The sequence below is a fragment of the Xanthomonas sp. DAR 80977 genome (assembly GCF_041240605.1).
GTDB lineage: Bacteria > Pseudomonadota > Gammaproteobacteria > Xanthomonadales > Xanthomonadaceae > Xanthomonas_A > Xanthomonas_A bundabergensis.
On record NZ_CP162487.1, the window covers coordinates 3,550,573 to 3,565,176 of the forward strand.

The following is a 14,604-nucleotide window of genomic DNA, read 5'->3' on the forward strand; positions in this document are numbered from 1 at the left end:
ACGCCGCTTCAGCGGCTGTCGCGGCCTTGCGCGTGCAAGGACTGCGTCTCGAGCAACTGCTTCAGCTCGGCGAGGTCTTCGCCGTAACGCTGCCAGCGCCCCATGTAGGCACGGGTCATCGAGGTGCGCACCTGCACCACGCTGGCGGTGGCCACCGGCGCCTGGTTCTGCTCGAAACGCAGGCAGGCCTCGTCCCACGGCAAGCCGCAGAATTCCAGCAGGCGGCGCGTGGTCGGCTCCTGCTCCAGCACCAGGTCTTCGTAGTCGACTTCCATGAAGCGCTGCGGGAACAGCGCGCGCCAGTGCGCCATCAGGCGTTCGAACAGCAGGTAGTAGCGGCCCACGTCCATCAGGTCGAAGGAATAGTCGTAGTACGGCGAGGACAGGGCGAACAGCTGGCGGAAGTTGCTCAGGCAGGTGTCCATCGGGTCGCGCCGCAGGCAGACGATGCGCGCGTTGGGCAAGGCACGCGCGATATGCCCCACGTACAGGAAGTTGTGCGGCAGCTTGTCCACGAAGCGCGGCTTGGCGGCCGTGCCGGGACGGGTGGATTCGACGTAGGCGCGGCCGAGTTCGCGCCAGTCCACTCCCTGCAGCCGGGTCAGCGTGGCGACGTCCAGGATCGCCGGCGATGGCGTGCGCACCATGCGCTTGAGCACCACCGAGAAATTCTGCAGCTCGCCGGCCGAATGCACCTGCGGATGGCTGGACAGGATCCGGTCCACCAGGGTGGTGCCGCTGCGCGGCATGCCGACCACGAAGATCGGTTCCTGGCTGTCGAAACCGGACGTGTGCGCAGCATCGGCACGGAAGGCCTGCTGCAATGCCTCGAACAGCACCGCATCGCGCTCGGACGTGTAGCCGCGCGCGCGCTTCTGCACCGCCTTGCCCTGCACGTAGCCACGGAACGCGGCATGGTAGTCGCCGAGGTCCTCGTGCTCCTTGGCCAGCGCCAGGTTGAGGTACAGCACCGCTTCCGGCGCCTCGCCGGCCGAAGCCAGCGCCTGCTCCAGCATGGCCAGGTTGTTCTCCTCCGCGCTCCACTTGCGCAGCTGCGACAGCGACAGATAGACCTTCCAGTAGCGCGGCTCCAGCGCCAGGCAGGCCCGGTATTCCTGCTCGGCTTCCTGCAGGCGCCCGGAGAACAGCAGCGAGGTGCCGAGGTTGTAGCGGAAGCTGGCGTGCTGCGGCGCCAGTTGCACCGCCTGGGTGAACGCCTCCAGCGCGGCGACGTGCTCGTTGACCTGGGTATACACCACGCCCAGCGTGTCCAGCGTATGCGCATCGGTCGGCCGCAGCGCCATCGCCTGGTCGGCGAAGCGATGCGCCTCCTGCATGAAGCGCCCCATCGCCAGCACCTTGGCCAGCTGCGTCGCGTAGTCCGCACGCTGCGGATTCAAGGTCGTCGCCTGATACAGGTGCGCCGCGGCAGGCTGCATCTGTTTCAACTCCAACGCCGCCACGCCGGCCACGAAATGCACGCCCGGGTGCTGCGGCAACGACCGCAGCAGCTGCTGCGCGAGCCGTTGCGCCTGGCCCCAGTCGCGCTGGTTGAGCGCGGCGACGGCCTGGTTGTAGAGCTGAACCTGTTCGGTCATGGATGCGCCTGATAGTCCCCCGGGAAGCCGGCAACGCCACGGCACGAGCCGCGGTGCACCGGACCGACATTATGCCCGGCACCACAAACCGTGGCCGATGCGTGCATCCGCCCAGCCTTCGCACGCAACCGGGCCACGCGAATGTCTGCGCCTGCCGGCGCGACCGGCCACATCGTACAGGCGCCCGGCCGCGTCCTGCGCGGCGATCCGCGCTGTCCAGCATCTGATCACCCGCGATGCGCTTCTGAGGTGCCTGGACCATGCAACCGCTACGGCGACGCAGCGAGACCATGCCTGCGCCACACATCCATCACCCGATCGCCAGGCCCACGCTGCGACATGCAGGGTTGCCGATACCCCGTGAGCGACAACGCCATCGTCCCGGGATGGGAGGAGAAGCACAGGGGCGACGATCGGATATTCGGCGCTGCTCCCGCGTCGGCCACAGCCTTACAGGTTGCGGAGCAATGCATAAAAATATGCCGAATTCGTCATTTCAAATGACTCACCTCGACTGCATCAGGGATGCATGAATCCCGCCCTGGCCAGGCAGGAACCAACTGATTTTTCGTGGTTGTTATCACATTATTTTAATGAGTGGCAAGAAAAGACACAATGTACGGATTCTTATACACGGTGCCATAGGCACTGGCGATTTGCGCATTTTTGTGATTCAAGAATCATCGAGCACCCCCGATTTATACACATTGCCGCATTTTTGATGCGGATGACGGCAGATCCGGCCCCAACCCGTTGCACGCGCTAGCACGCCGTTATTACGTTTGGGTTAAGGCCGTTCAGGGACGGCCTGCCACCCCACTTCATCGAAGGTAAGCAATGAGCAATCGCCCCGATCGAAAGGCATTCAAGCGCACCGCCCTGGCCATCATCCTCAGCACTTCGCTGGCCCAGGGCGCGGTGCATGCGCAAAGCACCACCGGCAGCATCTACGGTTCCGCGCCGGCCACCGGGACCAGCATCACCATCCAGAGCGACACCGGGTTGAGCCGTACCGTGCCGGTCGACGGCAATGGCCGCTACACCCTCGGCTCGCTGCCGATCGGCAGCTACACCGTGATCCTGCGGCGTGGCGAGGAAACCATCGACACGCGCAAGAACGTCCTGCTGCGCGTCGGATCGGGTACGGAAGTCTCGTTCGCAGCGGCCGACGCCACCACGCTCGAAGCACTGACCGTCACCGCCGCCAGCGTGCCGAAGATCGACGTCAGCAGCACCGCATCGCGATCGGTGATCACCTCCGAGCAACTGGACACGCTGCCGCTGGGTCGCAGCGCCGAAGCGATCGCGCTGCTCGCGCCGGGCACCGTCTCCGGCAGCGGCGCATTCACCAACGGCAGCCGCTCGGTGGTGTCCTTCGGCGGTTCCGGGGTGACCGAGAATGCGTATTACATCAACGGATTCAACGTCAGCAATCCGCTGAACAACCTCGGCGGCCTGAGCCTGCCTTACGGCGCGATCGACCAGCAGGAAACCTACACCGGCGGCTACAGTTCCAAGTACGGGCGCTCCACCGGCGGCGTGATCAACCAGGTCGGCAAGCGCGGCACCAACGAGTGGCACTTCGGTTTCCAGACCACCTGGGCGCCGGATTCGCTGGCCAGCTCGCCGCGCGATGTCTGGTACCCGAGCGCCAGCCTGGCCAGCGACTACGCCTACGAAAACCCCGACCTCGCCGGCACCCTCTATCGCCGGCGCAAGGGCGACACCAGCAGCAACACCACCTACAGCGCCTACGCCGGCGGCCCGTTGATCGAGGATCGCCTGTTCGTCTTCGTCGCCGGCGAATCCAACAAGACCGATGGCATCGACACCAACAACAGCGCCGACAGCATCCAGGCGCGCAACCACTACAACTACAGCGCGCCGAAGTTCTACGGCAAGATCGACTGGAACATCAACGACAGCAACATCCTGGAATACACCCGCATCCAGAACACCGACCGCCGCGCCGGCTACTACACGTCCTACGACTACGACACCCTCAGCGAAGGCGACCGCACCGGCACCTATCCGGACACCTACAAGCTCACCGACACCTACGACATCTTCAAGTACACCGGCTACCTGACCGACAACCTGACCTTGAACGCGACCTGGGGCCGCAGCCTGGAACGGGATTACCAGGCCAATCCGGTGTCCTCGGACCTGCCCTACATCAGCGGCGTCACCAACCAGGATCCGTCGATCACCGGCGGCACCGCGATCACCAACAACCAGGCCTCGACCACGGTCAAGAACGCCAACGCGCAGAACAAGACCCGCGGCCTGCGCGTGGAACTGGAATACCGCATCGGCAACCACGACCTGACCGCCGGCGTGGACAACATGTACTTCAACGCCTACAACGAAGGCGTCGACACCAGCGGTCCGGGCTATCGCTGGATCTACAGCAAGGCGTCCAACCCGAACGTGGCCATCGATCCCAACCTCGGGGTCGGCGCTGCCGGCGGCGACGGCTATTACGTGCAGAAGTACATCTTCACCACCGCCACCAGCATGGCGGTGGAGCAGAAGGCCTATTACCTGGAAGATCGCTGGCAGGTGAGCGACAACTGGCTGCTGACCCTGGGCGTGCGCAACGACAAGTTCACCAACTTCAACAGCAGCCACGTGGCCTACGTGGACAGCGGCGACCAGTGGGCCCCGCGCGCGGGCGTGAGCTGGGACGTGTTCGGCGACGCCTCGTTCAAGCTGTTCGCCAACCTCGGCCGCTACTATCTTGCGCTGCCCAACAGCGTCGCCATCCGCGGCGCCTCGGCCTCGACCTACACCCGCGAGTACTTCACCTACACCGGCATCGATGCGAACGGCGAGCCCACCGGCCTGACCGCGCTGGGACCGGGCCCGGTGTCCAGCAACGGCGAATACGGCGAAGCGCCGGACCCGAATTCGTTCACGCCCAGCGACCTGAAGTCGCAGTATCAGGACGAGCTCATCGTCGGCTTCGAGAAGACCATCGGCGACAAGTGGAACTCCGGCGCCAAGGTCACCTATCGCAAGCTGCAGTCGGCGATCGACGATGTCTGCGACAGCGACAAGATGTCGAGCAAGCTCACCGCGCTCGGCATCGATCCGGATTCGGTCACGATCCCCGGCTGCGTGCTGTTCAACCCTGGCGAGAGCAACACCTACAAGCTCGCCAACGTGGACGGCTCCGGCTACACCACCTTGAAGATGTCGCGCTCGGACTGGGGCTTCACCGATTCGGCCAAGCGCAACTACGCCGCCGTCGACCTGTTCCTGGAGCATCCGTTCGATCAGAAGTGGTACGGCCGCGTCGACTACACCTGGTCGCACAGCTACGGCAACACCGAAGGCCAGGTGAAGTCGGACATCGGCCAGACCGACGTGTCCAAGACCCAGGACTGGGATTCGGCGCCGCTGATGTACTACGCGGGCGGCGATCTGGCCAACGATCGCCGGCACCAGCTGAAGGCCTTCGGCGCCTATCAATTCACGCCGGAGTGGATGGTGTCGGCCACGCTGAAGGTCGCTTCGGGCATGCCGAAGTCCTGCCTGGGCTACTTCGGCAGCGACGAATCGGATCCGATCAGCTACGGCTCGGCGTACCACTACTGCGGCGGCAGCCCGTCCAGCCCGGGCCAATCCGGTCGCCTGCCCTGGACCAAGCTGGTGGACCTGGGCGTGACCTATCGGCCGGCCTTTGCCGACCACAAGCTGGCGTTCGGGCTGCAGGCGTTCAACGTGTTCAACGAGCGCAAGCCGGTGCAGATCGACGCGACCTACGAAACCGACCCCTACACCGTGTCCAACACCTATGGGATCGGCACCTACTACACCCAGCCGCGTTACGTGCGCCTGTCGGCGTCCTACGACTTCTGACCATCCGCGGCGGGACGTCCGCCCAGGACGTTCCGCCGCAACGCAGCGCCTCTCTCTCCTGCCCCGGCTCCGCCGGGGCTTTTTTTGCGCGTGGCGCCGGCAGGCATCGCCGGCAATGCCTCAGCGGCCCAGCAGCGCCATTGCCGCATTGTGCCCGGGCGCGCCGGTCACGCCGCCGCCCGGATGGGTGCCGGAGCCGCACAGGTAGAGGCCGGGGATCGCGCCGCGGTAGTCGGCCTGGCCGAGCATCGGGCGCGCGCTGAACAGTTGGTTGAGACTCAGCGCGCCGTGGAAGATGTCGCCGCCGATCAGGCCGAAGGTGCGCTCCAGGTCCAGCGGGGTCAGCGCCTGCCGGCCCAGCACCGAGTCAGCGAAGCCCGGCGCATAGCGCTCGACCGTGGCGATCATCAGCGCGGCGACCTCGTCGCGGTGCGCGTCCCAGCTGCGCCCGTCCGCCAGCTGCGGCGCCACGTGCTGGCAGAACAGGCTGGCCACGTGCTGGCCGGGCGGCGCCAGCGAATCGTCCAGGGTGCTCGGGATCAGCAGCTCCACGATCGGTTCGCGCGACCAGCCGTGTGTGCGCGCATCGCGGTAGGCGCGGTCCATGTAGTCCAGGCTCGGCGCCAGGATGATGCCGGCGGTGAGGTGGTCGCCCGGCCCCGGCAGCGCGCGGAAGTCGGGCAGCCGCGCCAGCGCCACGTTCATCCGGAACGTGCCCGAGCCGCAGCGCCACTGCGCCATGCGCTCGCGGGTGGCGGCGGGCACCTGCGCCGGGTCGAGCAGGCGCTCGTACAGCAGCTTGGGATTGACGTTGGCGACGACGCGGCGCGCATGCAGGCGTTCGCCGTGTTCGGTGACCACGCCGACCGCGCGCCCGTCCTCGACCAGGATCTCGCGCACGCCGGCGTCGATGCGGATCTGCGCGCCTGCGGCGAGCGCGGCCTTGGCCATCGCCTGGGTGATCGCGCCCATGCCGCCGAGCGCATGGCCCCACGCGCCCTTGACCCCGTTGCTCTCGCCGAACACGTGATGCAGCAGCACGTAGGCCGAACCCGGCGTATACGGGCTGGCGTAGTTGCCGACGATGCCGTCGAAGCCGAACAAGGCCTTGACCGGGTCGCTCTCGAACCAGCGCTCCAGGTACTCGGCGGCGGAGATGGTGAACAGGTCCAGCAGTTCCTGGCGCAGGCCGGGGTCCAGCGCATGCAGGCGGCGGCCCAGGCGGCCGGCGCGCAGCAGCTCCGGCAGCGCCTGCACCCAGCCGCCATCGGTGACGTTCGGCGGCGGCTGCAGCGCCAGCGCGCGCAGCACGTCGGCGATGCGCTCCAGCCGCGCCTCGTAGGCCGGCAGGCGTTCGGCGTCGCGCGGCGAGAACTTGGCCACCTGCGCCTGGGTGATGCCGGCGCCGGCCAGCAGGTAACGGTCGTCGGGCAGCGGCACGAAGTTGTTGCAGCGGCGCGGCACGATGCGCAGGCCGTGCGCGGCCAGGTCCAGATCGGCGATCACCTTCGGCTGCAGCAGCGACACCGTGTAGGAAGCCACCGAATTGCGGAAGCCCGGATGGAATTCCTCGGTGACCGCGGCGCCGCCGACCACGCCGCGCCGCTCCAGCACGGTGACCTTCCAGCCGGCGCGCGCCAGGTAGGCGGCGCAGACCAGGCCGTTGTGGCCGGCGCCGACGATCAGGGCATCGCAGGACGGTTCGCGCTTCATCGTGGCGATCATACCGGGCCGCCGGCCCCGCGCCGGCCGGCCGCGGCGCCCGGCCCATGACCTTCGACACCCCTGAAACCCCGGGCAGCGGCGTAAAGTCTCGCCACGGCCCGTCGGGCCATTCCGTATCCACGCTGGCTTGGAGTCTCCTTGTGACCTTTCGCAATCCCCAGATGCTGCTGTTGACCCTGGCCGTGAGCGCCGCGCTGAGCGGCTGCAACAAGCCCGACGCGGCAGCGCCCACCGCCGACACCGCCAAGACCGAGGCCGCCGCACCGGCACCGGCCGCGGCGCCGGCCGAACTGAAGCTCGACGCCAGCAAGCTGCCGGCCTACAACGCGTTCAGCGCCAACGACCTGGACCCGGCCAAGGACGCCTGCAGCGATTTCGCCGGCTACGTCAACGGCAAGTGGCTGGCCGCCAACGAGATCCCCAAGGACCGCAGCAGCTGGGGCGCGTTCTCGATCCTGGACGAGCGCTCGGTCGCCGTGCAGCACCAGCTGGCCGAGCAGGCCGCCGCTGCGGCCAACGCGCAAGGCGTGGACAAGATCGTCGGCGATTTCTGGTCCTCGGGCATGGACGAAGCCAAGGTCAACGCGCAGGGCATCGAGCCGCTGAAGGCCGACCTGGCCGCGATCGACGGCCTCAAGGACGGCCCGGCAGTGGCCGAGTACCTGCGCCAGAGCGCGGCCAAGGGCGAGAACGGCCTGTTCGGCTTCGGCGCCGAGGCCGACTTCAAGAACTCCTCGATGAACATGGCCTACGCGATGCAGGGCGGCCTGGGCCTGCCCGACCGCGGCTACTACTTCGATGCCGACAAGAAGGACAAGCTCGACGCCTATCAGGCGCACGTGGCCAAGGTGCTGGAGCTGTCCGGGGTGCCGGCCGCCGATGCGGCCAAGCAGGCCAAGGACGTGGTGGCGCTGGAAACGCGCCTGGCCAAGGTCTCCAAGTCCAGCGAGCAGCTGTCGCGCGACGCCGAGCTGTCCTACAACCCGGTGACCCCGGCCGACGCCGACAAGCTGGCGCCGAACTTCCCGTGGACCAAGTTCTTCGAATCGCAGGGCGTGGCGGTGCCGGAGAAGTTCTCGCTGGCGATCCCCGCGTTCCACCAGGAAGTGAGCAAGGCGCTGGGCGACACCGATCCGTCGGTGTGGCGCGCCTACCTGCGCTTCCACACCGTGGACAGCGCCTCGCCGTACCTAAGCGATGCGTTCGCGCAGGAGAACTTCGCGTTCTACGGCAAGGAACTCAACGGCCAGGCCGAGATGAAGCCGCGCTGGAAGCGCGTGCTGGGCAGCATCGAGGACGGCGCCGGCGAGGCGATGGGCCAGATGTACGTCAAGGTGGCCTTCTCGGCCGACGCCAAGACCAAGATGCAGCAGTTGGTGGACAACCTGCGCCAGGCGCTGAAGGCGCGCATCGAGAACGTCACCTGGATGAGCCCGGAGACCAAGGCCAAGGCCATCGCCAAGTGGGAGACCTTCACCCCGAAGATCGGCTACCCGGACAAGTGGCGCGACTACAGCGGCCTGAGCACCCAGCGCGACAGCTACCTGGACAACGTGCGCGCGGCCACCGCGTTCAACTACAAGTACAACCTGGGCAAGATCGGCAAGCCGGTGGACAAGACCGAATGGGGCATGACCCCGCAGACGGTCAACGCCTACTACAACCCGCTGCAGAACGAGATCGTGTTCCCGGCCGCGATCCTGCAGCCGCCGTTCTTCGATCCCAACGCCGACGACGCGTTCAACTACGGCGGCATCGGCGCGGTGATCGGCCACGAGATGACCCACGGCTACGACGACCAGGGCGCGCGCTTCGGGCCGACCGGCAACTTCGAGAACTGGTGGACGCCGGCCGACGCCAAGAACTTCGCCGCGCTCACCGGCAAGCTGGTCAAGCAGTTCGACGAGTACAAGGTCGACGGCAAGCCGGTCAACGGCAAGCTGACCCTGGGCGAGAACATCGCCGACCTGGGCGGCCTGTCCACCGCCTACGACGCGCTGAAGAAGGCCACCGAGGGCAAGGACGATCCGAAGGTCGGCGGCATGACCCGCGACCAGAACTTCTTCCTCAACTGGGCCACCGTGTGGCGCACCAAGTACACCCCGCAGAACGCGGCGGTGCGCCTGACCACCGACCCGCACGCCCCGGCGCAGTTCCGCGCGATGGGCGCGCCGTCGAACCTGCCGGCCTTCGCCGCCGCGTTCCAGTGCAAGGCCGGGTCGCCGATGGTGCGCGCCGGCGACAAGCAGGTCGTGATCTGGTAAGCGCGGCATCCGCTGCAATGCGAAAAGGCCCGGCATGTCCGGGCCTTTTCTTTGCGCGCGGCACGCGGATCGGTCGGCGGCGGCGCAGCGGCGCCGGCCGCGCGCCCGCCCGGCGCACGCCCGCGCATCCATCTGAACAGGTTGGGGAAAGCCGCGCCGCAGCATGGACACAGCTGCGGGCCGCAGCTTGTTAAACTCCGCCGACTTTAATCCTGACCGGATTCGCTCCCGATGCTCAATGCCCGTCCGCTTGCCCTCGCTGTCGCCCTCGGCCTGATCGCCCTGGCGTCCACCGCCGATGCCGCGCCCAAGAAGAAGCGCGCCGCCGCCAAGGCGCCCGTCGTCAGCGCCGCCTGCACCGATTTCTACGACTACGCCAACGCCGATTGGCTGAAGAGCAACCCGCTGCCGCAGACCGGCGCGGTCACCGCGCTGGGCCAGCTGTCGGCGCGCGCGCAGCAACAGCAGCGCGACCTGCTCGATGCGTCGATGCAGTCGCCGCAGAACGACGTGCAGAAGGCGCTGGGCGATTTCTGGGCCAGCGGCCTGGACGAAGCGGCGGTGGAGAAGGACGGGTCCACCCCGATCGCGCCGCTGCTGAGCCGCATCGACGCGATCAAGAAGGCCAAGGACGTGCCGGCCTCGATCGCCGCGCTGCACCAGATCGGCATCCCGGTGGCGTTCAACTTCGGCGCCGACGTCGACCTGAAGGCGCTGGACCGCCACATCGGCTACTTCATGCAGGGCGGCATGGGCCTGCCCGACCCGGCCTTCTACACCCGCAGCGACGCCGACACGGTGGCGCTGATGGGCCGCTACCGCGCCTACGTCAAGCAGATCCTGACCCTGACCGGCACCCCGGCGGCCAAGCTCGAGGCCGATGCCCAGTCGGTGCTGCAGATCGAGACCGCGCTGGCGCGCAGCGCCAAGTCGCTGGCCGGCATCAACAACCCGTTCAACAACTACGCGCCGATCTCCACCAAGGAGTTGAACAAGCAGTACCGCAACCTGCAGCTGGACGCGTTCCTGAAGGCGCAGGGCGTCAACGACGACCTGGTGTCGCTGGCCGATCCGGAAATGTTCAAGCAGCTCGACGGCATGATCGTCAGCATCAAGCCCGAGCAGTGGAAGGCCTACCTGCGCTGGCGCGTCGGCGATGCGATGGCGCCGTACCTGTCCAAGAGCTTCCGCGACGCCAGCTTCGAGTTCCGCGGCCGCGTGCTGGAAGGCCAGGCGCTGCCGCCGCAGCGCTGGGCGCAGGTGCTGGATGCGATCAACGTCGCCGCCGGCCCGATGCTGGGCCGCGAGTACGTCGGCCGCTATCTCAACGCCGACACCCGCCGCCAGGCCGAGAGCATCGCCGACCAGGTGCGCGACACCCAGATCGCCGCGCTCAAGCGCACCACCTGGCTGAGCGAGCCGGCGCGCGCCGAAGCGCAGGCCAAGCTCGCCGCGCTGAAGATCGAAGTCGGCGCGCCGCGCCGCGACCTGGACTACAGCGTGCAGCCGATGGGCCGCGGCAGCTTCGGCGGCAACATGCTGATCGCGTCCACCTGGCGCCACCGCGAGGAAATGAAGCGCATCGGCAAGGGCAACGCCGACCGCCGCTGGGACGTGCTGCCGCAGCAGCCGGCGCTGACCTACGACCTGGCGCAGAACCGCCTGATCGTCACCGCCGCGGTGCTGCAGCCGCCGGTGTTCGTCGCCGGCGGCGACGCCGCCGCGCTGTACGGCGGCTACGGCGCACTGGTCGCGCACGAGCTGATCGGCGCGATCGACAGCAAGGGCAGCCTGGTCGACGCCAAGGGCGAGCTGCGCGGCTGGTGGACCCCGGAAGACAAGAGCGCATGGAACGCGCTGGCCGCGCGCGCCGCGGCGCAGTACGGCGCCTACGATTTCCCCGGCGTGAAAGGCGCCAAGGTCAACGGCCAGCTGACCCAGGAAGAGGACCTGACCGACATCGGCAGCGTCGAGCTGGCCTGGCAGGCCTACGCCGCGGCCCAGCCCGCCGCCGGCGATGCCGGCAAGCAGGCGTTCTACAAGGCCTGGGCCGGCCTGTGGGCGCAGCAGCTGTCGCCGAACGAAGCGGTGCAGCGCGTCACCGCCGACGTGCACGCGCCGGGTCGCTGGCGCGCCAACGGCCCGCTGGCCAACCTGCCGTCCTTCGCCGCCGCCTTCACCTGCAAGGCCGGCCAGCCGATGGTGCGCAGCGACGCCGAGCAGATCCGCCTCTGGCCGTGATCGCGATTCGCTAGGCAGTGCATGCACGACGGCGCGGGCAACCGCGCCGTCGTCGCATCTGCCCGGCGCCATCGGGCGGAGACGGCCGCGGCGATCCGCGCCGTCGATGCAACATGCCCGGGCGTGCGCCGGAAAATCCCCGGCCGCGCCGGCCCCGGCCCCGCCATTGCATCACTACTCGCGGCCGTTGCGCAGACGCCGCCGCTGCGTCCCGGCATTCATGGCGTCAACAGCAGCGCGCCCTGCACCGCGCCGGCTTCCAGCAGGCGATGCGCCTTCGCGGCGTCCTCCAGCGGCAGCCGGTCGGCGATGGCGACCCGCAGGCCCGCCCGCAACCGTGCCAGCGCGGCGTCGGCGGCGATGCGGTAGTGGCGCACGTCGCCGGTGAAGCCCAGGATGCTCGGACGTTCCAGCAGCACGCCGCGCGCCTGCGCCGCGGCCAATGCCTCGCCCGGCGCGCCGTCGCCGGACACGGCACCGATACTGATCGCCATGCCGCCGCTGCGGGTCGCCTCGATGCTGCGCAGCACGTGCTGGCCGCCGATCCCGTCGATCACCACGTCGGCGCCTTCGCCATCGGTGAGCGCGCGCACCGCGGCGACAACATCCTCGTTGCGGTAGTCGAGCGCATGGTCCAGTCCGTGCGCTTGCGCCAGCGCCGCCTTGGCGTCGCTGCTGACCGTACCGATCACGCGCGCGCCGAGGCCTTTGGCCCATTGCGTCAGCAGCAGGCCGAGTCCTCCGGCCGCCGCATGCACCAGCACGGTCTGGCCGCGGCGCAGGCGCGCATAGTGCTCCAGCAACAGATAACTGGTCATGCTGCGCAACATGCCGGCGCCGGCCTGCTCCAGCGAGACCTCGTCCGGCAGGACGATCGCGCGCGCCGCGTCCAGATCGACGTGCTCGGCATAGCCGCCGCCGCTGCGGGCCACCCACGCCACGCGCTGCCCGACCTGCAGCGTCGCCACGCGCGCGCCGGCCGCTTCGATCACCCCGCTGCCTTCGACGCCGGGGATGCCCGGCAACGGCAAGGGATAGCGCCCCTGGCGGTGGTAGACATCCACGTAGTTGACGCCGGCGACCTGCTGGCGCACGCGCACCGCGGTGTCCGCCAGCGGTGCCAGCACCCGCACCGCCGGTTGCAGCTGCGTGGCATCGCCGTAGCGGGAAAGCTGGATGAGGCGCGAGGTGGCGGCGGGTGCCGGCAGGATCATGGCGTGCTCCGTCTGTGGAAGCCCAGGGTAAATCCGTGCAGAATCGAACGTAATTCCCCATTCGCGCCCAACCACTGTGCAAAAATCGTCGGATGCCGTGCCTGGCCTCGAGCACCTGGCCTGGGACGACGTGCGCTATTTCCTGTCCCTGGCGCGCAGCGGCAGCCTGTCGGCCGCGGCGCGCGCGCTGGCGGTGGAACATTCGACCGTGGCACGGCGCATCGGCGCGCTGGAAGCCGCCGTCCGCTTGCGGCTGTTCGACCGCCTGCCGCGCGGCTGGCAGCTGACCGATGAAGGCAGGGCCCTGCTGGAGGCGGCCGAACGCATCGAACTGGAAGCGCACGCCTTCGGCCGCGCCATCCAGGGCATGACCTCGATGCGCGGCAAGGTACGCCTGTCGGCGCCGCCGGCCTTGTCCAGCCAGTTGCTGATGCCGCTGATGGCGCAGAAGTACGCGCAGTGGGAAGGCATCCAGCTGGACCTGGTCGGCGAGATCCGCACCGCCAACCTGCAGCGGCGCGACGCCGACCTGGCGCTGCGCCTGTCGCGCTCGGAAGAACCCGGCCTGGTCGCGCGCCGTCTAGGCCGCTTGGGCTACGGTCTGTACGGCAGCAAGGCGTGGAAACGCGTCGCGCGCGCGCAGCGGCGCTACATCGGCTATGGCGATGCGCTGCACAGCGGCCCGCATCGCACTTGGCTGGCGCAATGCGCCGGCGATGCGCCCCATGCGCTGGTCGCCAGCGATTTCTCCATCCTGCAGCAAGCCTGCCGGTCGGGCCTGGGGCTCACCATCCTGCCGCACTTCATGGCCCGCAACGACGCCGCGCTGCACGAGTTCGACAGCGGCCTGGATCCCATGCAACGCGATCTGTGGCTGACCGTGCACCCGGACCTGCGCCGCTCGCCGCGCGTGCAGCGCATCGCCGAACTGCTGGCGCAGATCGTGCACGAGCAGGCCGAACTGCTCGGCTAGCCGACCCAGGCACCGATCCGCGATCGGCCGGCCAGCGCCGTCGGCGCGGTGCCCGTCGCGGCCACCCTCAGCGCACGATCCGCGGCCGCGGCGGCTTGCGCTTGCCGAACGGCGGCTGCCCGCGCCAGTAGCGGATCAGCAGCCAGCCGAACAGCATGCCGCCCAGGTGCGCGAAATGCGCCACGCCCGGCTGCCAGCCGGTGAAGCCCATCACCAGTTCCAGCGCGCCGAACACGATCACGAAGGTGCGCGCCTTCATCGGGATCGGCGGGAACAGCAGCATCACCCGCTGGTTCGGGAACAGCATGCCGAATGCCAGCAACAGGCCGAAGATGCCGCCGGAGGCGCCCAGGGTCGGGTACGGATCGCCGCCGTTGCTCACCGTCCACCAGCCCACCAGCAGCTGGCACAGGCCGGCGCCGGCCACGCACACCAGGTAATAGGTCAAAAAGCGCTTGTTGCCCCAGGTCTGCTCCAGCGGCCCGCCGAACATGTACAGCGCCAGCATGTTGAACAGCAGGTGCGAAAAGCTGCCGTGCAGGAAGCCGTAGGTCAGCAGCTGCCAGATCTGGAAGTTCTGCCCCGGCGAGAACGCGTCGAAGTCGCTGAGCGGCCACAGCACGAACGGCGCGAAGGTGTCGTCGCCCAGCAGCAGCTGCAGCAGGAACACCGCCACATTGCCGATCAGCAGGGCTTGGGTAACAGGCGGAAGTCTGGGAAACATG

At 68.3% G+C, this 14,604-nt stretch carries 8 protein-coding genes; 4 read left to right on the top strand and 4 right to left on the bottom strand.

Annotated features, from left to right (window positions below; all coding sequences use genetic code 11):
* Positions 1 to 8 precede the first annotated feature (8 nt).
* A complete protein-coding gene (locus tag AB3X10_RS14970) occupies positions 9 to 1,598 on the bottom strand; it encodes a tetratricopeptide repeat-containing sulfotransferase family protein (protein WP_369975971.1) in 1,590 nt (529 codons plus the stop codon).
* A gap of 837 nt (positions 1,599 to 2,435) precedes the next feature.
* Here AB3X10_RS14970 and AB3X10_RS14975 point away from each other — a divergent pair.
* Positions 2,436 to 5,462 carry a TonB-dependent receptor gene (locus AB3X10_RS14975; RefSeq protein ID WP_206228614.1) on the top strand — a complete coding sequence of 1,009 codons (3,027 nt, stop codon included), beginning with the start codon at positions 2,436 to 2,438 and terminating at the stop codon, positions 5,460 to 5,462.
* Positions 5,463 to 5,582: 120 nt separating this feature from the next.
* Here the strand turns inward: AB3X10_RS14975 and AB3X10_RS14980 are convergent, their stop codons facing one another.
* A complete protein-coding gene (locus AB3X10_RS14980; RefSeq protein WP_369975973.1) occupies positions 5,583 to 7,175 on the bottom strand; it encodes a phytoene desaturase family protein in 1,593 nt (530 codons plus the stop codon).
* Between the two features lie 173 nt (positions 7,176 to 7,348).
* Here AB3X10_RS14980 and AB3X10_RS14985 point away from each other — a divergent pair, with 173 nt between their 5' ends.
* Both AB3X10_RS14985 and AB3X10_RS14990 read left to right on the top strand, forming a co-directional pair.
* Positions 7,349 to 9,451 carry a M13 family metallopeptidase gene (locus AB3X10_RS14985; RefSeq protein ID WP_369975974.1) on the top strand — a complete coding sequence of 701 codons (2,103 nt, stop codon included), beginning with the start codon at positions 7,349 to 7,351 and terminating at the stop codon, positions 9,449 to 9,451.
* 231 nt (positions 9,452 to 9,682) lie between these two features.
* On the top strand, positions 9,683 to 11,692 hold the full coding sequence (locus tag AB3X10_RS14990; RefSeq protein ID WP_369975975.1) for a M13 family metallopeptidase: 2,010 nt from the start codon (positions 9,683 to 9,685) through the stop codon (positions 11,690 to 11,692).
* Positions 11,693 to 11,910: 218 nt separating this feature from the next.
* On the opposite strand, the gene AB3X10_RS14995 is transcribed toward AB3X10_RS14990, so the two are convergent.
* A complete protein-coding gene (locus AB3X10_RS14995) occupies positions 11,911 to 12,906 on the bottom strand; it encodes a zinc-binding dehydrogenase (RefSeq protein ID WP_369975976.1) in 996 nt (331 codons plus the stop codon).
* 97 nt (positions 12,907 to 13,003) lie between these two features.
* Between AB3X10_RS14995 and AB3X10_RS15000 the strand changes: the two genes are divergently transcribed.
* Positions 13,004 to 13,879: a LysR family transcriptional regulator gene (locus AB3X10_RS15000; protein WP_369975978.1), complete on the top strand. Its 876-nt coding sequence runs from the start codon at positions 13,004 to 13,006 to the stop codon at positions 13,877 to 13,879.
* Between the two features lie 67 nt (positions 13,880 to 13,946).
* Here the strand turns inward: AB3X10_RS15000 and AB3X10_RS15005 are convergent, their stop codons facing one another.
* Positions 13,947 to 14,603 (bottom strand): rhomboid family intramembrane serine protease, encoded by a 657-nt coding sequence (locus AB3X10_RS15005; RefSeq protein ID WP_369975979.1) that lies wholly within the window; start codon positions 14,601 to 14,603, stop codon positions 13,947 to 13,949.
* Position 14,604: the final 1 nt, after the last annotated feature.

Excerpts from the sequence above, each read along its gene's own strand:
- AB3X10_RS14970 (WP_369975971.1), bottom strand. The coding sequence starts at position 1,598 with ATGACCGAACAGGTTCAGCTCTACAACCAGGCCGTCGCCGCGCTCAAC.
- AB3X10_RS14975 (WP_206228614.1), top strand. The coding sequence starts at position 2,436 with ATGAGCAATCGCCCCGATCGAAAGGCATTCAAGCGCACCGCCCTGGCC.
- AB3X10_RS14980 (WP_369975973.1), bottom strand. The coding sequence starts at position 7,175 with ATGAAGCGCGAACCGTCCTGCGATGCCCTGATCGTCGGCGCCGGCCAC.
- AB3X10_RS14985 (WP_369975974.1), top strand. The coding sequence starts at position 7,349 with ATGCTGCTGTTGACCCTGGCCGTGAGCGCCGCGCTGAGCGGCTGCAAC.
- AB3X10_RS14990 (WP_369975975.1), top strand. The coding sequence starts at position 9,683 with ATGCTCAATGCCCGTCCGCTTGCCCTCGCTGTCGCCCTCGGCCTGATC.
- AB3X10_RS14995 (WP_369975976.1), bottom strand. The coding sequence starts at position 12,906 with ATGATCCTGCCGGCACCCGCCGCCACCTCGCGCCTCATCCAGCTTTCC.
- AB3X10_RS15005 (WP_369975979.1), bottom strand. The coding sequence starts at position 14,603 with ATGTTTCCCAGACTTCCGCCTGTTACCCAAGCCCTGCTGATCGGCAAT.